The organism is Gordonibacter sp. An230, from assembly GCF_002159915.1.
Taxonomy (GTDB): Bacteria; Actinomycetota; Coriobacteriia; order Coriobacteriales; family Eggerthellaceae; genus Rubneribacter.
The window spans coordinates 22,566-39,974 of sequence record NZ_NFJP01000009.1; the positions used below are offsets into that span (position 1 = coordinate 22,566).

A 17,409-nucleotide genomic window follows, 5' to 3' on the forward strand; every position below is an offset into this window, starting at 1 on the left:
TTCGGGGCCCGCGCGACGGGCCTATCCGACGATGATATCCAAGATTTCCTTCGCGAACGTGATGACCACGCCGCCCGCCAGGGTCAGGAAGCCGTTGGCGCGCTGGGACGGGTCGTGGCTCTTGAGCGACATGCCCACCTGCACCACGCCGAAGCCGAGCAGGATGAGCCCGACGCTCCTGATGAGCCCGAAGATGAACGTGGAGAGGTTGTCCACCGCCGCTATCGGGTCGGTCGCCGCGAACGCGGCGGGCGGCTCCAGCGCCAAGGCCGAAGCGGCGCAGACGGCGATTGCCGCCATGAGCCGCGCGCGGGCTGCGGGGCGGGCCTTCTTCCCCTCAGTGGTCTTTCTCATGCGTTGGTTCTCCTTTCCCGCCCGCCGCCTCCGCCGCGAGCGCTGCCTCGGCCTCCTCCCCGTCGAGCACGACGCAGCCCGCAGGCGCGGCCTGCGCGCTCGCGGGGGCAACGCCTTCGTAGGGCGCCACGGCGGCGCTTGCCAGCGGGCAGGCGCCGTGCTCGTAGGGCGGCGCGCCGCCCTCGGGGGTGAGCCGCGCGGCGGGATGCCGCGCTATGTCGAGCTTTAAGTCGATGATGGGGCGCTCGCCGCGCACGAAGAGCAGCGCGCGGGAGTTGTCGAGCATGCGCACCTCGTCGGGCGTCATGAGCTCGCGCCCCGAGATCTGCTGGTTGGTGGACCAGCTGCCGCCCCTCCCGGTGGTCCTGCCGTGCGTGTCGAGGTCGATGGTCTCCTTGCCCAGAAGCTCGCTGACGTACTTGTGGGTGGATTGCTCGTTGCCGCCCAGGTACAGGAACTCGTCGCAGTTGCCGACGATGGACTCCCACTGCTTGTCGAACAGCGCCCGCAGCTGCGCCATGTTCTGGATGATGATCGACGCGGACACCCCGCGCCCGCGCATGGTGGAGAGTATCTTCTCAAAATCATTGGGTAAGCTCACGTTGGCGAACTCATCCATGAGGAAGTGCACGTGCACGGGCAGCTGCCCGCCGTGTTTTCCGTCCGCGAGCGCGAAAAGCTGCTGGAACAGCTGCGTGTAGAGGACGGACACCAGGAAGTTGAAACTGGTGTCGTTGTCGGGTATGACTGCGAACAGGGCCACCTTGCGCTCCCCGAGCGACGGCAGGTCGAGCTCGTCTGTGGCGGTGAGCGACGCCAGGGCGTCGAGGTTGAACTTCTCCAGCCTGGAGGCGAGCGTCACCTGGATGGATTTGAGCGTCTTGGCCGAGCCGGAGCGGTAGCTGCGGTAGTATTTGAGCGCGATGTGGCCAGGGTCCCTCATCTCCAGCCGGTCGAACAGCTCGTCGAGCACCGAGGCGTAATCGTCGTCGTCCTCGCGCACCTCGCCGGCGCGCAGCATCTCCATGAGGGTGGCGTAGTTGCGCTCCTCGGGCGGTGCCTCGTGCACGAGGTAAAGCAGAAGCGCCAGGTGCAGCATCCCGGCGGCCGTGTCCCAGAAAGGATCCTGGCTCTGCGCGCCCTTGGGAGTCGTCGCCTTGAACAGGTTGGTGTTGAGCCGCTGCGCGTCCGCGTCCGACTCGATGTAGGAAAGCGGGTTGTAGCAGTGGGACCTCTCCATGCGCACGAGGTCGAGCACGCGCACCTCGTAGCCCCTCGATTCGAGCAGCCCGCCCACGGCGCGCACGATCTCGCCCTTCGGGTCGAGCACCACCATCGATGTGTTGGCCTGGCAGGCGTTGGGCAGGCTGAACCCGCGCGTTTTGCCTGCGCCCGAGCCGCCCACCACGAGCGTGTTCATCGAGCGCCTGTGGGCGTGGGTGTCGTAGCTCATGCGAAAATTGCGCGTGAGCAGCTTGTCGCCTGCGGGGTCGCGCCCCCGGTAGCGGTGGCAGATGCGGCGGGCGTCACCCCACCGGGCGCTGCCGTGCTCCTCGCCGGGGCGCAGGTTGCGCCGGGTGAGCAGCCACGCCGCCGCGCAGGCGGCATACAGGACCAGGAACAGCAGCGCCCATCGCGCGCCGCCCGCCGTGGGCTTCGTCGAAAAGGGATCCGAGAACGCCGCGATGAGCGAGGCGAGCGACCCCCCGCCGTCCAAGGCGGGGGCGGCGACGAACCCCGCCCACGCCGCCAGCGGCGCGGCGAGCGCGGCGGCTGCCGCCTCGCCAGCCGTCGGGGGCCTCATCTGCCCTCCGACCTGTCGCGCCGCCTTTCGGGCGGGGCCATGCGCTCCGACACGTCGCGCGCGGCCTTGCCGATCTCGCCCAAGGCGTCCCTCACCTCGCGCGCGCTCGCTTCCGGTGGCGCGGGCGCGGCGACGGCTCCCGAACATTCGAGTCCCAGGCGGCGGGCGGCTATGCCCGCCGCGAGGTCGGCCTTCGCGGCGTGCGTCTCCCTGTCGTAGGCATCGAGGCCGAGCGCCATGCTGGCATGCGCCGCCTCGACTATCAGCGCCGAGAGCAGCTGCGGCTCATCGAGCCCTCGCTGCACCCGTATGGCCCCCGAGGCGTGATCGTACTCGGCGGGGACGCCGCCGAGGTCGTCAACCGGCTCTATTCTCGTCGGCGAGCGAGCGACCAGCGCCGCGAGCGCGGCGTGAGGGTCCACTCTGCGCGGCAGGCATGGCCGCGCGGTGGTCTGCGACACGTCGAACACCTTGCGCACGTCGTACAAGACGCCGATGCTGCCGTCGTCGCGCACGTACTCCTTGACGGGTTCGATGATGGGGATCGCCTTCTGCCCGCGCCTCACCGACGCTCCCTGCCTGCGCCAATGCTCAGCCGTGCCGACGCGCGTCGCGTTCGGTATGCGGTCGGCTATGAGCAGGATGTTCGTGGCGGAATGGTGGGGCAGCTGCGCCGCCACCCGCATGTACGTCTCCAGCGCCGCTGGATCCGAATTCGCGCGCAGCGCGGCGGCGTCGGCGCGGTCGAATGCCTCTTGGCGCTCGCTCTGCTTCCGCTCCGCCCACGCTTGCTTGTCGAACTCGCCTTCCGGCGCGAATTCCCGGCTACTGCGTTCTTCCATCATCCGGTAGATATCTTGCATGCTCTACCTTCCTTTCTCCAGGGCGCGCGCCATGGGCTTGCGAGTCGCATGCGCTTCGCCGCTCATTTCGCGTGCCGCCGATATGGCGCGCATCTCCGCGCGCACGGACAGCCTGCCGCAGCGCTTGCGCGCTGCCTCACCATCCTTTTCTGAGAGCCGTTTTCTCGCGGATGTAGGCCCTGACGGACGGCTTTCCGCCGGGGCTTGCGCTAAAGGGGAGGCGTCGCTGTCGCCCGGCGATGCCAGCAAATCATCGAGGAGCGCCGCAGCTTGTTCGGGTGCGCGCGGCGCCTGCGCGGCGTGCGCGCGCCCATCGTGCCGATTCCCCTCGCGCGGCTCGGGCGCTTCGCGGGCGTCGTCTCTCATGCGGCACAGGCCGAGCCTCTCCGCGATGCGGTTCACCTTGCTCGCGTCCTCGGTCCGCACCAGAAGATCGACGGATTCGCCGTCCTTCTGCTTCACGACGGCGTATGCGATGCCGTAGCGTCGGGCCTCCTTCGCGAACCCTTTCAGATCGTCAAAGCGGATGGGGAACACGCGCAGCTCACGGCCCGATTTGAGCATCGCCGAAAGCCGCGCCCTGCCCTTGGTTTTCTCGTTGCTCGCCGCGGCCGCCAGCAGCATGGCGGCCGCGTTCTTCGCGCCGGCGCCCGTGATGCGCAGCGCCACCTCGGTTCCCTCGAGCGTCATCCTCACGATCTGCTCAGCAGCCTCGCTCGATGCGTCCATGACCTTCCACCTGCCTTTCCTCTCTGTTCGCTTCGGCGCCCTCGATCTGCGCGATGCGGGCCGGCAGCTCGGCGCTTCTTGCCCGGATGCGCGCGCAGGCGCGCGCCTCGCGCCTTGCGCCCCGCAGCTCCGACGCTATCTCGGCGATGCGGGGGTTTGGGGGCGCGGGGGATCCCGCCGCCTTGGAGCGCCTCGCCTCGTTGCGCAGCGCGCGGCGTTCGGCCTGCAGCGCCTCGGACTTGTCGGCCAAGGCTCTTTCGTATGCCGCCAGCTGGGATCGCGTCTCTATCCCCTCGCGCGCGAGCAGCGCGAGCTCCCCCGATATGGCTTCGAGTTCGCGCAGATCCTCGCGCAGCAGGAAATGCGCCCGCCCGCCTGGCGCCCTCTGCCTCTTCGCGCCGTTGAGCAGCGCCATGTACCTGCGGTACAGGCTCACGAGCGTGCCCTTCGGCACGGGCGGGCGCTCCTTGGGAGCGGGCCTCGGCCTGCCGAGGGGCAGGCGCTGGCGGCTGTTGGCGAGGATGCGCGCGCCGATGCCCTCCTGCGAGTACGCGTCCCCGAAATTGCGGCGCAGGCGCACGAAACGCTCCTTGCCGGGCGGGCGCACCGATATGTCCTTGCCCACCTTCACGTCGTAGCCCATCGCGCGCAGGTTCGCGTGGAACTGGCGCATGCTCGCCGCACGCCCTACGGCCTCGTCCACGTCGGCCTTCACGAGCGAGCGCCACGTGGGGCGCCCCTCGCGCTCGGCGCGCCATTCGGCGTGGTGGCGCGCGCCGCCGCGCCCGGGGCTCTCCACCACCGAAAGACCATGCTCCCGGCACAGTTCGTCGGACGCTTCGCGCATCGCGCGGTAGCAGGCGGCGTCTCGGTGGAAGCGCCTGCCGTCGGCGAAGGACACAGAGTTGACCACGAAGTGGTTGTGGAGGTGGGCCTTGTCCAGATGGGTGGCCACCACAACCTCGAAGCGGCCGCCCCACAGCTCTTGGGCGAGGGCGACGCCCACCTCGTGGGCCGTGGCGGGGTCGGTCTCGCCGGGCGCGAACGCCTGGTATCCGTGGAAGGCCACGATGCCGCCCGTCTTGCCGTATTGGCGCTTGGTCGCGTTCATCTCTTCCAGCGCCGTGGCGGGCAGGCAGTTGACGCCGGTCACGTACAGCTGCCGCTCAGTCTTGCCGGGGTCGGCGGCGTAGAGGATGGCGGCGCCCACGCCCTGGAGCTCCCACTCGTCGGGCGAGCCTTCGGCCTTGTCCGGGTTCCCGGCGTACCCGAGCACGCGCGCCAGGCGCCCTTCGACCTTCCAAATCGACGTGACGGCCACCTCATCGCCTCCTTCCCGGCTCTTTGACCGCCGCCACGATCTCGCGGAGCGCGGCTTCGAGCCTTCGCGCCTCGGCGTCGTAGCGGGCGGCGTCCACGGTGCCGAGGGCGTGGGCCTTGCGCGCGATCTGGTTGAGGTTGTTCCCGATGGCGTGCAGCTCGCGGGTCATCGCCAGGTAGTCGGGCGGCGGCTTCGGCCTCGGGTCGATGCCCCCTATGAGCGCGCGCAGGTACGCCTCCTGCGACCAGCCCGCCCTGCGCGCCGCCTCTTTGAGCCGCGCCAGCTCTTCCTCCGTGAGCCTCACCGTGGCCTTGCGCGTGCGCCTTTCCATTCGCCGCCTCCCTTCGCGGGGTTGCAGGGGGTGCCCCCTGCGTCTGCCGAGCGCCAGCGCTCGGCGTTGCTTGCTGGTACGCGACGGTTTTCCGCCGCCTCGGCGGCGGACTTCGCAACCCGCCGAAAGAAAGATCACCTTCCCCTGTCGGGCGCTCGGCCTCTGGAGCGGCGGGCCAAGAGGAACTCATTCACGTCCTTACCCTCCGGGGGAGGCTCCATCGACGCCGCCACGCCGCGAGAAGCGGCTGCGCGCGCGATCTCGCGGGCGGCCCGCCTGCCCGCCTCGTCGTTGTCGAGATGCAAGGCCAACGAGGCGATGTATGGGCGGTCGTCAAGATGCTGCGCGAGGGCGAGCGGCAGCTTCGGGGCTCCGTTGCGCGCATGGGGGACCGACACCCCGCCGAGGGACAGCATCCCCAAGCTGGCCGTCTGCTTGCCCTCGTGCTCGAGGATGGTCGCGTAGGAAAGCGCGTCTATGGCGCTCTCGAAAACATGGAGCACGCCGTTGTTTCGGACGCTTTGCAGGGAGAACGCGAAGCGCTTGTCGGATCTGGGAGCCTCGCCCTTGAAGCCTCCCTCGCACGAGCGCAAGGCCGCGTACCTCGGAACGCCCGTGCGGTCCCTGCCGACGAACACCGCGCACGCGACCCCGCCGCGCATGGTGCCGTAGACGTCTCCGGCATCCACGAGGCCCTTCAGCAGGCTGCGCGAGATGCCGCGCGATTCGAGGTACCGCATCGCATCGTCGTCGGCGCACCGGCGTGGGAGGCGAAACGCCGGGCGCGGCGCGCTCGCCGGTGGGGCGGCATGCGCGGGCGGGGATGCTCTCGCAACGGCAGGGCGGTCGGCCCGCAGATGCTCCACGGCGTCGAGGAAGGCCATGTCGCGCACTTTGACGAGGAAGTCGAGCGCGCTCCTGCCGCCGAGATCCCGGCTCCACCAGAACCACTTGCCGTTGGAGATCTTAAGGCTGTCGTGTTCCTTCGTGCAGTAGACGCCGGGCGAAATGCGCACCAGCTCGTCGGGTTCGCGCTCTTGCAGGTAAGTAAGCAGGTCAACCCGCTTCACTTCAGCGATGATTTCAGGGTCGACGTATGGCATGTTTTCGTCCTTTTCTTGTCTTCGGATTTGCCTGTGGCCGCCGGAGCGGCGCGGCGTGCCCCCATTCGCCTTCGCTTCGCCATGCCGATTCGAGATGCGCGGAACGCGGCGTGCCCAAGAGACGCTGAAAGGGGTAGAATGGCGGGCATGGTGAATCCGAGTGAAACATACACTGCATGGAGCATCGGGGAGGGCGCGCACGAGGTGACGGGGCTCAAGCCGATGCTGAACCCGGAGGAGCAGGTTGCGCTTCTGAAGGCGAAAGGCGTCTCGTTCGAGCGATGCGGCGAGGAGCAAGCCGCGGACGCTTTGGCCCGCCGGGGAACCTTCGTGCACCTCGCGTCATGCCGCAGGCTGTTCCAGAAGCACGCGTCCGGCGACGACCGGGGGAAGTACGTGAGGCTTGACTTCGCCGACCTGCTGGCTCTCGATGCGCTCGACGACGAGCTCCGCAAGGCGTTCCTAGCTGTCTCGCAAGACGTGGAGCGGCTGGCCAAGACCTCCATGGTGACGCGCGCCTCCAGGCTCGACGACGAGGACGGCTACGGCATAGTCGCCGATTTCATGAGGGCGCAACAGAGGAGATACCGCAGCTACATCGAGCGGGATCTCTCCTCGCGCATGTCCGCCGGCATCGTCGGCGACGTTTACACCGGGCGCATCATCGGCCATTACCGAGACGCGATGCCCGTATGGGCGTTTTTGGAGGTGGTCACGTTCGGAACGGCGCTGGCCTTCTGCCTGTTCTGCTCCGAGCGATGGGACGACGCCGTCATGCGGGAGGAGCACTACATCCTCAAGGGCGTGAAGGCCGTGAGGAACTGCTGTTCCCACGGCAGCTGCATAGTCAACGGGATGGACGGCTCCAACGAGTGCGATTACGCGCTTTCCAGCCTGGTCTACGATTGGCTCGCCGAGAAAGGCGTCGGCAACAGCAAGACGCGCCGCGCCAAGTTAAGGAACCGTCGTATGCAGCAGCTCCTCGAGACGCTCGTGATGTTCGACCGATTGGGAGGGCCGGCGCTCTGTCCCCGTTCGACGGCGCTGCTGGAAGGGCTGCGCGCGAGTCTTCTCGGCACGTGCGAGAGCTACGGCGTCCAGAACGGGTTCGTGTCGTACCTGAGGTTTCTGGCGAATCTCATTGACAAGGCGCTCGGCTGATGGCACCATAACCTCAGATTCAAAAACCTTCGGGTTTTGTATGGGCCAATCCCGCTGGGATTGGCTCTAGTTTTTTGGGCTTGGTTGGCTCTCACGTCGCTTCAACTGCGTCTTCCGAACCGACGTCCGGCAGATCGCCCTCGTTTGCCCGACGGCGGAGCTCGGTTTGGCGGTGACTTCCATGAACACAAAAGGGCCGAAAAAGAAGAAGCAGCATTACGTTCCGAAGTTCTACTTGCGTGGGTTTTGCGGGAGCGGCGACACGGTGTTCGCGCTAGATAAGGAGTCGGGGGGAATATTTACACCCTCGGTTGGCGATTTCTGTGCGGAGAGGTACCTGTACGAATCCCTATCGAACGACCCCAACTGGTACAAGGGGAAATTCGTCTATCCGAACTACACTGAGGACGGCCTCTGCGAACTGGAGAGCGCTTTTGCCCCCGTCCTGAAAAGGGTGGCGGCCCTGTGCGTGCCGAACGCCCCGTTCACGTGCGTCGGCGATGACGACGCGAGAATCATCGCGTCTTTTGTGGCGAATGCGATTGCTCGCCATCCCAGCGTGTTCAAGCCCCTCCGGAATGAGCTTATGTTGTCGGCTTCGGAAGAAGACCTCTCTCCGTATCGCGACCTTATGAGGGCTCTGGGGCACGAGGGCGCGTTCGAGGGGGTGGCGGCGGAAGGCGTCACGCGCCGCCTGCTGCTAGATACGGGCGACGGGTCCTACCAAGGGCTCATCGTAGGAGAGCTGCTCGAAATGGAGGGGATCGTCCTGCGCGCGCCCGGGTGCGCCTCGTTCGCCACCGCGTCTTTCCCCGTCCTCCCCGTTGTTCGGGAAACAGGGGGGCGGGATCGCCTCTCCTCTCTGTACTGCCCTATCAGCCCGAATGCGGCCGTCATCTACGGCCCCGGCCCCCGTCGGGGGATGGGAGGTTGCGAGCTGCTCGGCGCGCGCGATGTCGTCAGGCTCAACGCCGCCTACTTCGAGGCGGACTTCGTCCGCTTCGTCGTAGCGAAGGACAGGCGGACCCTGGAAGAGGCCCGCTCTTTCGCCGAGGCTAAACGGCCTTCTCCACCCTCTCGCCGATCCATTTGACGACCGGGACGGCCATGGCGTTTCCGAGGGCTTTGTAACGACGGCCGTCCGGAGCCGGCTTGCCGCGGAACTCCACGTTCGTCCAGTTGTCCGGGAAGCCTTGCAGCCTCTCGCACTCCAACGGCGTGAGCCGCCTGACCGCCGGACCCTGCAGGACGTGGCTCGCCTGCTTGACGCCGGGATGCGCGGCGAGCGCGCCCACGTGGCTGCCCGACCCGCCGACGAAGCGCACCTCGTCGCGCGTGTTCTGGGCGAACGCCGCGACGGGGCCCACGCACGACGGGGAGCCGCCCACCTTCAGCGTGCCCGCCAGGTCCACGTCGCACGCCGCGTTGGCCGCGTCCCCCGAAAGGCACGCCATGGGCGGCCCCTTGGCGGCGTTCGCCGTGAGGCACCCGCACAGGCCGTCGCCCACGTGCGCGTTCGCATGGGTGGACGCGAGGCACAGGGCCTCGCGCGGCGGCCCGCCCGCAGGCAGGGCCACGGCGTGGCGGTCGGCGGCGGTGAGGGTGTACATGCCTTTCTCGTCGGGGTCGCAGAAGCCCGCGCCATTGCCCCCGTTTTCAGGCTTTCGGCCTATGGAGTTGCCAACGATGCCGTAGACGGCGGGCGCGTGCCAGTCGGCCGTGAGGGTGGGCGATTGCTCGGCGGCGTGGCCTACCGACCCGCTGGCGGGGGCGGCGGAGTACTTGAAGCCTGCCGTTCGAGCGCCTCCTCCAGCTGCGGCGGCAAGGAGCGCCCTCTTCTCCTTGCCCGGCGGATGATCCCAGCGCATGCAGTGGGGCTCAAATAGTACCTCGCAGGCACGGGCGGCGCTTCCAAGCACTCCGACAAGAAAGACACGCTCGCGTCGCTGGGCCAAGCCGAAGAATTGCGCGTCCAGAATTCTCCATGCCAGACCGTACCCGACCTCATCCATCGCCCGGAGCAGGCATCGGAAAGCCTCCCCGTTCTCGCTCGAGAGCGCTCCCGGGACGTTCTCCCAGACAAAGCATCTCGGCATGACCTCACGTACAGCTCGAATAAATTCGAGCATGAGGCCCGACTCGCCTTTGAGCCCCGTTCTCTTTCCGGCGACGGAAAAGCTCTGGCACGGGCTTCCGCCGATGACAACGTCGATCTCGCCACGCATCTCCTTCCACTCGACCTTCGATATATCTCCCAGGTTGGGCACGCTCGGGAAGCGAGTAGCGAGAACCGCGTTGCAGAACGGGTCGATCTCGCTGAAGGCGACCGCCTCCCAGCCGAGCGGCCCCCACGCGCAGCTCGCCGCCTCTATGCCTGAGAAAAGGCTCACGTACCTCACGAAGCCCCCTTCCCGCCGCGCGCTGCGGCGTTGGCTATTGACGACACCTTGCCGGGGGCGGCGCCCTCCCCGAACACGGCGACCATGCTCGGAAAGGGCGCGGGGCCCTGAGCGACGCCGGCGAGCTCGAACCTGATGCGGCCGCGAACGAGCCTTATCTCTGCATGGCCGAGGATGTAACGGAGGAACCACTCGGTGTCCGTGCGCGCCGCCACCAGCAGCGCGACCGTCGTGCGCGGCTTGGCGCCCTCGATTGCCGCCTTGCGCGCCCATGCCCCGACGCCCCGGCCGTAGGGCGGATTCACCCACACTCTCTCGCCGCCCCAGTCAGCCGCGAGCCCGTCGTCTCGTTTGGTGAGGTGCCTTTCGCATTTGGCGTTGGCGTCCGAGCTCGCCGCGTCAAGGGTGAAGTGGAACTCGGAATCGAGCGCCGAGAACAGCCACGCGGGGGTCTCCCAGTCGTCGCGCGCCGACGAGAAGGCCGCCCCGCCGGCGCCGGTGAAGCCGCCTGGCGGCGCTGCTGCCGCGCTTTTCACCGGCATAGCCCCGCCGCCTTTCGGATGGGCACCTCGCGCTCGCACACGTCAACGATGTGCAGGCACAGCCTCTCGGGGATGCGCCCGCGCTCGCGCGCGTTCGCCAGGCCCTGCGTGCCGGACTTCGACCCGCGCGGCGCCGACTCGTGGCAGGGCGCCCCGTTGCGGCACGGCGGGCAGAATCGCGGGTCGGAGGCGTTCGTGAATATGTCGGTCGGCTTCATGGCCCTCGCGCCGTATTGGCAGTAGGTGACGGTGTGGCGGGGGATGACCGCCATCATGTCCTGCTTGCGCAGGCCCGCGCGCGGGTTCTCTATGAAGTAGAGCGCCGGCCTCAGATCGCGGATGAGGCGGAGCATCGCCAGATCCACCCGGTCGCATTTGAGCGCGTAGTCGCTCACGGGGTCCAGGTTGCCGGTGTTGGCGTTCTTGCGCCTGTGGCGCGATATGCCCGCCATGGAGAACGTGGCGCAGTCCGGCGACGCCCACACCACGTCGGGCCGGCCGAATGCGCGCAGGACGTCCGGCGCTTTCAGGAACTCGATGTCGGCGTGGAGGTCGGCGGGCAGCGATTCGTCCCACTCCACCGAGAACACCTCGTGGCCCCGCTTTTCGAACGCCTCGCCGATGGAGCGCGTTCCGCTGAACAGTTCGAGCACTTTCATAAACATTCCCCCTTCGCGAAAAGGAATGCCCCGGCGTTGCCGCCAAGGCGCTCCATCGACCGATTCCGGTTTGCCGGCGATGAGGCGCATCTCGCGCGGCGCGGTGTGCGCCCTCACCGTTCGAACTCCTTTTTCTTTTCGGCACGTTCCGGCTCATGACCGTCGTCGCACAGCTGCTCGGGGCCGCTTTTTCCCACGTCGAGCAGGGCGTCGAGCTCCGCGAGGCGGGCGGACTTCTCTTTCAGCTCGCCTTCGTGGGGAAAAGGTTTGGTGGCCTCGGTGCGCGCAGCCTCCATCTGCCTGCGGGCTTCTTCGAGGCGCGCGCGGCACTCGTCAGCCTCCGCGCCCATCTTGGCGATGGCGTTGTCCAGCCTCGTCACGGCGCCTGCCGCATCACCGCCCAGCTCGCATTTGTGCTCGGCTTCGCCGACGATGCGCATCTCGAACGCCGCGCTCATGCGGTCGAACGTCAACTCCAGGGAGAACCCCCGGTACGACCCGAGCGGCATGGCCCCCGTCTCGGTCATCTCGCCGCGCGCCGCGAGCACCGCCTCGCCTGCCGCCGCACGCTCCCGGAAGGCGGTGCCGCGCACTTCCATCGAAAATGCCTCCTTCGTCGGCGGCGGGTTCGCCCTTGCCTTCGCGACATCGGCCTCCAGCGATTCGAGGCGCGCCGACAGCGACGCCATGCGCTGCGGGTAGTCCTTGGCGGCCTTGTCCTCCAGCGCGTACTTCTGCGCTAGGTGGTCGGCCTTCAGCATCCGCAGGCGGGACACCTCGACATCGAGGCCCATGCGCTCCTTGACGAGCGGGTTTCCCGTGGCGAGCGCTTTGAGCTCGGCGTAGGAAAGCGCCGCCTCGTCAACGTCGGCGGCTGTGCGAACGGGCGACTTCGAGGTCATGACCTGCGCTATGAATCGCTGCTTTCCCTCTACGAGCTGGTAGAGGTACGCGTCGAAGGTGCCTTCGGTGACGTAGCGGTACGCCTCCACCTCGGCATTCATGTTGCCCTGGCGCTCGATGCGCCCGAGGCGCTGCTGGAGGTCGGCGGGGCGCCACGGGCAGTCGAGGTCGTGGATGGCGGCGAGCCTGCGCTGCACGTTGGTGCCCGCGCCCATCTTCTGCGTGGACCCCATGAGGATGCGCACGGCTCCGGCGTTCACCTTCCCGAAGAGGGCGAGCTTCTTCGCCTCGGTGTCGGTGTCGTGGATGAACGCCACCTCGCCCTCGGGCACGCCGCGCGCCACGAGCTTGCGGCGCAGATCGTCGTACACGTTGAAGGACCCGTCGCCCTTCGGGGTGGAGAGGTCGCAGAACACGAGCTGGGTGAGCCTTTCCTCGGCGCCGTCGCGCCATATGCGTAGCACGTTCTCGCAGCAAGCGTTCACCTTGCTGCCCTCGAAGTCGGGCAGCGCGGGGTCGGCGAGGCGTTGGTCGAGGGCTATCTTGCGGCCGTCGTTGGTGATGAGGAGCATGTTGTCCTTCTCGGCGGGCACACTGCCCGCCCTCACCGCCTCGGCGCGCTCGGCGAGCCCCGCCACCAGCTCGCGCTGGACGGGGGAGGGCTGCACCGCCACGTTGCGCAGATGCACCTTGGGCGTGGGAAGCGCCAGCGTGTCCGCCGTCTGCACGTCGGCGACCTGTTTGAACATGGACATGAGCTCGGGTAGGTTATAGAAGCGCGAGAAGCGCGTTTTCTGCCGATAGCCCGTGCCTTCGGGGGCCAGCTCCAATGCCGTCACTGTCTCGCCGAACGTGGACGCCCAGCAGTCGAAGTGGGAAAACCCCAAGCGCTCCAGCTCGCCGTATTGCAGGTAGCGCTGCATGGTGTAGAGCTCCGCCATCGAGTTGGACACCGGCGTGCCCGTGGCGAACACCGTGCCGCGTCCGCCGGTCTGCTCGTCGAGGATGCGGCACTTCATGAACAGGTCGGAAGACTTCATGGCCTCGCTCTGGGCGATGCCGCTGACGTTTCGCATCTTGGTGTGGAAGAACAGGTTCTTGTAGTAGTGGGCCTCGTCCACGAAGATCCGGTCGACGCCGAGCTCCTCGAACGTGAGCACGTCGTCCTTGTCGGTTTGGTCAGCGAACTTGGCGAGTCTCACGTTCAGGCGCTTCTTCGTGATCTCCATCTGCTTCACGCTGAACCGTTCGCCGTGCTGCGCCTTGATCTCGGCTATGCCGTCGGAGAGCTCGGCGATCTGGCTCTCTATGAACGCTCGCTGACGCTCCACCGATACGGGTATCTTCTCGAACTGGGTGTGCCCCATGATCACGCCGTCCCAGTCCCCCGAGGCGATGCGGGCGCAGAAGCGCCTGCGGTTGCGCCGCTCGAAGTCGCGCTTGGTGGCCACCAGCAAATTGGCGGCGGGGTAGAGCCTCAGCCATTCCGACGCCCACTGCCCCGTGAGGTGGTTCGGCACGACGAACAGGGGCTTGGAGCAAAGCCCTATGCGCCGCAATTCCATGGCGGCCGCCGCCATGGTGAATGTCTTGCCCGCTCCCACCTCGTGGGCGAGAAGCGCGTTTTTCCCGTAGAGGATGCGGGCGACGGCGTTTCTCTGGTGCGGCCTCAGCTCTATCTCGGGGTTCATGCCGGGAAACGCCAGGTGCGAGCCGTCGAACTCGCGCGGGCGGATGGCGTTGAACCGCTCGTTGTAGGCGGCGACCAGCCTCTCCCTGCGCGCCTGGTCTGAGAACACCCACTCCTTGAAGGCCGCCTTGATGGCCTCCTGCTTGGCGAGCGCCACCGCCGTCTCCTTCTTGTTGAGGACGGGTTTCTTCTTGCCGTTTTCGTCCTCGACGTAATCGACCACGCGCGCGTCCTTGAGGTTGAGCGTCTCCTCGATGATGTGGTAGGCGCTCATGCGGCGCGTGCCGTAGGTCGACAGCGCGCGCACGTTCGAGCCGTCGCGGCCCTTGCCCTCGATGCGCCACTGCGCCGTGGCGGCGGAATACCTCACGGCCACCTGTTCGCGGACCCAGTAGGGCGGGTCGAGCAGGTGGAGCACGAACTCACGCACGTCGTCGGCGGGGATCCACGTCGCTCCGAGGCGCACGCTTATCTCGGCCGCCCCCAAATCGGGCGGCTGGGCGCAGCGCAGCGCCTCGATATTGGGAATGTACGAGGGGTCGGACGCGGCCGTCAGCTCGGCGATGCGCAGCTTCGCCCGCACGTTGCCGGAGAGGTATTCGTCGGCGGGCTGCCAGACGGGCTGCTCTCCGGTCGCCGTGGGAACGCGGAATATGGCGCCTTTCAGCGCTTCGGCCAGTTCGTTTTCCCCCATTCCGGTCAACCTCGCCATGTAGGGCAGATCGACCCGTCCGCGTTCAGACAGCGAGGCAGCCAGCGCCGCCTGGGGGTCGTCGGCGTGCGTCACGGGCGCGTTGGGCCGTATCGTGCGCTTGGAGAACATGTCCGCCTTGCGCTCGAAGTTCCCCTCGCCGTCGAGGATCTCCAATGCGCACAGCAGCGGGTAGGAGGAATCCTGCTTGAGCGCGGCGGCGTTCGCGCGCGAGTTCAGGATGCCGTGCTTCGCCGCGTAGGCGTCGTAGAGCGCGTTGAGCCTTGCGCGCTCAGCCTCCACCTCCGCATCGGGCGCGCCGTCCTTTTCGAGCGTTATGAGCCGTCGGGCGCAATCCCGTAGGGGGATCATTCCCCCGATTCGCTCAGCGGCCGCCTTCGAGGGATTCTGCCGGTGCATGAGGGGACCCATGCGGAAGTAGAGGGCGCCGCCAGATTCGGCGTAGGACCAGTCGCGCACGTCCGGGTCTGCGGGGATGGCGTCGCCGGGCTCGCTTTCGGGCGCATCCCATTCGGGGATGCGGGCGGTCATCTTGCCGAGGGCTTCGCGCAGCGCTTCTTCCAAGTCGGTGCCGGGCTTCGGCCTGCATTCGGAGTCCGCCCGCCCGTAGGCGTTCGTCGTCGCGGCGAGCTCGCCGAGCACCATGTCGGGGTGGGATGCGAAGTAGGAGTTCACGTCGATGCCCGCCTCGACGCGCTCGGTGTGCGCCCATTCGGGCTCGCAGACCTCGGCGCGCTCGCGCTTCTGGAGGATGACCACGTCCGCCGTGACTTCGGCATGCGGCGAGAAGGCCGTGTTGGGCAGGCGGACCGCTCCCACGAGCTCGGCGCGCTCGGCGATCCTTCTGCGGGCGGCGGGATTCTTCTTGTCGAGCGTGCCTTTGGACGTGACGAAAGCCACGATGCCTCCCGGCCTCACCAAGTCGAGCGCCCTCGCGAAGAACCAATCGTGCACGAGCAGCCCCTCGTCCCGATGGCGGGGATCGTCGACCTGGTAGCTGCCGAAGGGCACGTTTCCCACCGCGACGTCGAACGATTCGTCGTCGAGGTCTGCGTGCTCGAAGCCGCCGTGGATGATCTCCGCGGACGGATGGAGGGCGCGGGCGATGCGCGCGGTCAGGCCGTCGAGCTCCACGCCGACGAGGCGGCAGCCCGCAAGCGCCTCCGGCATGGCGGCGAAGAACGCGCCCGTGCCGCATGACGGCTCCAGCACCCTGCCGCCCGAAAGCCCCATGCCCCGGATGGCCTCCCATATGGGGCGCGCGATCTCCTGCGGGGTGTAGAACGCCGTGAGCGTGGAGGCGCGCGCCGCCGCGTACTCCCCGTCGGAGAGCAGCTGGCGCAGCCGGGCCTTCTCGTGCGCCCATTTCCCCGATTCCTCGTCGAACGCGTCGGCGAGGCCGCCCCAGCCCACGTAGCGCGCGAGCGCTTCGCGCTCTGCGGCGTCGGGCGGGCGGCCTTCCCCCTCGACGGCGACGAGCGCTTCGATGGCCGCGATGTTGCCGCGCAGCCGCCCGAGCGGGGTGGCGAGCTGTTCGGGATACTCATTTGCCCCATCGTCGAACGAGAAAGCCAGCTGGCCCCGTTCGGGCGGCTTTGCCTCGGAACGGCGGGAGGCGGGCTTGTCGCCCGCCTCCCTTCGGCTTGTCTTGGTTTTCTCTTGGCCGCGCTGCTTTTCTAGGCGTACACGACCTTCATCGCCGCCGCTTCGCGGGCCGCTGCCGCCGCCTCGGCCATCTTCGCCGCCCACGCTGCCGGATCCGCCACCTTCGCCGCTTCGTCCAACCCCCTGCTCTTCGCCACGCGGGCCGCCAGGTCGTCCGCCATCGCCTCCGCGAGGGCTTCCGTCTCGGCCAGGTGCCTCGCCAGCGCCCCCTGCGCCAGCAGGTCCGCCCGCAGCTCGGGCTTGCTCGATCTCAGGTATTCGTCCCTCATCAGCGCGAACGGCCCCAGGTTCGCCGCCGCTTCCTCTTCCGTTGCCAGGGTCGGCAGCAGAAGACCACCGCCCTCCCTGTACGCCATCTCCATCGCCTCTCCTTTCATCGGGCTCTTTTGCCGGATTATGGACGGCGGCGGCCAAGGGCGCAAACGTGCGATGGGATGCTTCCGGGGCTCTTTCCCGCATCGCGGGGGCTATCGTGCGCAGGACGGCTGCGGCGGCGCTTGCCGTGCGGCAGCCGAGCGCGTTCATCGCCCGGACCGTGCCGAACATCGGCAGGGCGTCCGCCGCGCGCGGCGTGATGAGCGCGCCGCCTTCGATGCCGCAGCGCGACGCCGCCTCGTAGGCGGCAGATGCCGCCGCGAGCTCCAGAAGCAGATCCCCGGCCTCGGGGGCTTCGAGGCGTTCCAGGCCGCTTCCGCCGCGCGCTTCCCCGATGGCCGCGACGGCCGATTCCGCGTTTTCGCGTACGGCGGCGCTCGCCGCCTCGGCGATGGCCTCGATGGTGCCTTTCCTGGCATCAGCCCCGAAGGATTCATGGAGGGCGCCGACGATGGCCGCCTCCTGCTCCGGGCCGCCAGCCCAAAGCGGCAGCGGGCGGGCGGCGCGCCCGGGCGCCGTGTCCGACACGTCGAAGTAGTAGCGCAACCGCCCCGTTCCCGGGGCTCCGAACACGGCGATTCCGACTGATCCGCGCTTCACCCGCCGGCCGAACAGGGCATCCCAGCGCTCCAATTCCAACACCGCCTTGGCGTCCGGGCGCTGCGCGTGGACGAGCGCCTGCTCCGGGAAGGGCAGCTTGTAGTTGCGGCCCGCCGATTCGAGGAACGCCTTCCACGCCTCGGGGCTTTCGCTCAAAGCGACGAGGGTCGTTCGGTAGAGTTCTTCAATGGTCCGGTA

At 67.9% G+C, this 17,409-nt stretch carries 15 protein-coding genes; 3 read left to right on the forward strand and 12 right to left on the reverse strand.

What is annotated here, in order from left to right; genetic code table 11:
* Positions 1–21: 21 nt before the first annotated feature.
* From B5F40_RS06235 to B5F40_RS06265, 7 genes are all read right to left on the reverse strand, one after another.
* Positions 22–354 carry a hypothetical protein gene (locus B5F40_RS06235; RefSeq protein WP_009305525.1) on the reverse strand — a complete coding sequence of 111 codons (333 nt, stop codon included), beginning with the start codon at positions 352–354 and terminating at the stop codon, positions 22–24.
* Positions 338–2,158, reverse strand: a complete 1,821-nt coding sequence (locus tag B5F40_RS06240; protein WP_009608917.1) for a VirD4-like conjugal transfer protein, CD1115 family — start codon at positions 2,156–2,158, stop codon at positions 338–340. The genes B5F40_RS06235 and B5F40_RS06240 overlap by 17 nt, the downstream gene beginning before the upstream one ends.
* On the reverse strand, positions 2,155–3,021 hold the full coding sequence (locus B5F40_RS06245) for an ArdC-like ssDNA-binding domain-containing protein (protein ID WP_009305526.1): 867 nt from the start codon (positions 3,019–3,021) through the stop codon (positions 2,155–2,157). Before B5F40_RS06245 ends, B5F40_RS06240 begins: the two co-directional genes overlap by 4 nt.
* Positions 3,022–3,024: 3 nt before the next feature.
* Complete coding sequence (locus B5F40_RS06250) at positions 3,025–3,750, reverse strand: PcfB family protein (protein WP_009305527.1); 726 nt, start codon at positions 3,748–3,750, stop codon at positions 3,025–3,027.
* Positions 3,725–5,071 carry a relaxase/mobilization nuclease domain-containing protein gene (locus B5F40_RS06255; RefSeq protein WP_009305528.1) on the reverse strand — a complete coding sequence of 449 codons (1,347 nt, stop codon included), beginning with the start codon at positions 5,069–5,071 and terminating at the stop codon, positions 3,725–3,727. Before B5F40_RS06255 ends, B5F40_RS06250 begins: the two co-directional genes overlap by 26 nt.
* Position 5,072: 1 nt before the next feature.
* Positions 5,073–5,402 carry a MobC family plasmid mobilization relaxosome protein gene (locus B5F40_RS06260; RefSeq protein ID WP_009305529.1) on the reverse strand — a complete coding sequence of 110 codons (330 nt, stop codon included), beginning with the start codon at positions 5,400–5,402 and terminating at the stop codon, positions 5,073–5,075.
* Between the two features lie 134 nt (positions 5,403–5,536).
* The gene (locus B5F40_RS06265; RefSeq protein ID WP_009305530.1) at positions 5,537–6,505 is read right to left on the reverse strand and encodes a toprim domain-containing protein; all 969 of its coding nucleotides are present in this window, start codon (positions 6,503–6,505) and stop codon (positions 5,537–5,539) included.
* A 138-nt stretch (positions 6,506–6,643) separates the two neighbouring features.
* Here B5F40_RS06265 and B5F40_RS06270 point away from each other — a divergent pair, with 138 nt between their 5' ends.
* Positions 6,644–7,666, forward strand: a complete 1,023-nt coding sequence (locus B5F40_RS06270; RefSeq protein WP_009305531.1) for an Abi family protein — start codon at positions 6,644–6,646, stop codon at positions 7,664–7,666.
* A gap of 181 nt (positions 7,667–7,847) precedes the next feature.
* Complete coding sequence (locus B5F40_RS06275) at positions 7,848–8,759, forward strand: DUF4238 domain-containing protein (RefSeq protein WP_013981126.1); 912 nt, start codon at positions 7,848–7,850, stop codon at positions 8,757–8,759.
* Here the strand turns inward: B5F40_RS06275 and B5F40_RS06280 are convergent.
* From B5F40_RS06280 to B5F40_RS16940, 5 genes are all read right to left on the reverse strand, one after another.
* Complete coding sequence (locus tag B5F40_RS06280) at positions 8,722–10,065, reverse strand: DNA cytosine methyltransferase (RefSeq protein ID WP_009305533.1); 1,344 nt, start codon at positions 10,063–10,065, stop codon at positions 8,722–8,724. The two genes, B5F40_RS06275 and B5F40_RS06280, sit on opposite strands and share 38 nt — an antisense overlap.
* Positions 10,062–10,607: a DNA N-6-adenine-methyltransferase gene (locus tag B5F40_RS06285; protein ID WP_009305534.1), complete on the reverse strand. Its 546-nt coding sequence runs from the start codon at positions 10,605–10,607 to the stop codon at positions 10,062–10,064. The genes B5F40_RS06280 and B5F40_RS06285 overlap by 4 nt, the downstream gene beginning before the upstream one ends.
* Positions 10,598–11,266: a DNA cytosine methyltransferase gene (locus tag B5F40_RS06290; protein WP_173011775.1), complete on the reverse strand. Its 669-nt coding sequence runs from the start codon at positions 11,264–11,266 to the stop codon at positions 10,598–10,600. Before B5F40_RS06290 ends, B5F40_RS06285 begins: the two co-directional genes overlap by 10 nt.
* A gap of 113 nt (positions 11,267–11,379) precedes the next feature.
* Positions 11,380–16,320, reverse strand: a complete 4,941-nt coding sequence (locus tag B5F40_RS06295; protein WP_224768026.1) for an N-6 DNA methylase — start codon at positions 16,318–16,320, stop codon at positions 11,380–11,382.
* The gene (locus tag B5F40_RS16940) at positions 16,248–16,613 is read right to left on the reverse strand and encodes a TnpV protein (protein ID WP_139912926.1); all 366 of its coding nucleotides are present in this window, start codon (positions 16,611–16,613) and stop codon (positions 16,248–16,250) included. The genes B5F40_RS06295 and B5F40_RS16940 overlap by 73 nt, the downstream gene beginning before the upstream one ends.
* Before the next feature lie 47 nt (positions 16,614–16,660).
* Between B5F40_RS16940 and B5F40_RS16945 the strand changes: the two genes are divergently transcribed.
* Positions 16,661–16,855 (forward strand): hypothetical protein, encoded by a 195-nt coding sequence (locus B5F40_RS16945; protein WP_013981129.1) that lies wholly within the window; start codon positions 16,661–16,663, stop codon positions 16,853–16,855.
* Positions 16,856–17,409: the final 554 nt, after the last annotated feature.

Coding starts and splice junctions, on each gene's coding strand:
- B5F40_RS06235 (WP_009305525.1), bottom strand. CDS start 354: ATGAGAAAGACCACTGAGGGGAAGAAGGCCCGCCCCGCAGCCCGCGCG.
- B5F40_RS06240 (WP_009608917.1), bottom strand. CDS start 2,158: ATGAGGCCCCCGACGGCTGGCGAGGCGGCAGCCGCCGCGCTCGCCGCG.
- B5F40_RS06245 (WP_009305526.1), bottom strand. CDS start 3,021: ATGCAAGATATCTACCGGATGATGGAAGAACGCAGTAGCCGGGAATTC.
- B5F40_RS06250 (WP_009305527.1), bottom strand. CDS start 3,750: ATGGACGCATCGAGCGAGGCTGCTGAGCAGATCGTGAGGATGACGCTC.
- B5F40_RS06260 (WP_009305529.1), bottom strand. CDS start 5,402: ATGGAAAGGCGCACGCGCAAGGCCACGGTGAGGCTCACGGAGGAAGAG.
- B5F40_RS06265 (WP_009305530.1), bottom strand. CDS start 6,505: ATGCCATACGTCGACCCTGAAATCATCGCTGAAGTGAAGCGGGTTGAC.
- B5F40_RS06270 (WP_009305531.1), top strand. CDS start 6,644: ATGGCGGGCATGGTGAATCCGAGTGAAACATACACTGCATGGAGCATC.
- B5F40_RS06275 (WP_013981126.1), top strand. CDS start 7,848: ATGAACACAAAAGGGCCGAAAAAGAAGAAGCAGCATTACGTTCCGAAG.
- B5F40_RS06285 (WP_009305534.1), bottom strand. CDS start 10,607: ATGCCGGTGAAAAGCGCGGCAGCAGCGCCGCCAGGCGGCTTCACCGGC.
- B5F40_RS06290 (WP_173011775.1), bottom strand. CDS start 11,266: ATGAAAGTGCTCGAACTGTTCAGCGGAACGCGCTCCATCGGCGAGGCG.
- B5F40_RS16940 (WP_139912926.1), bottom strand. CDS start 16,613: ATGAAAGGAGAGGCGATGGAGATGGCGTACAGGGAGGGCGGTGGTCTT.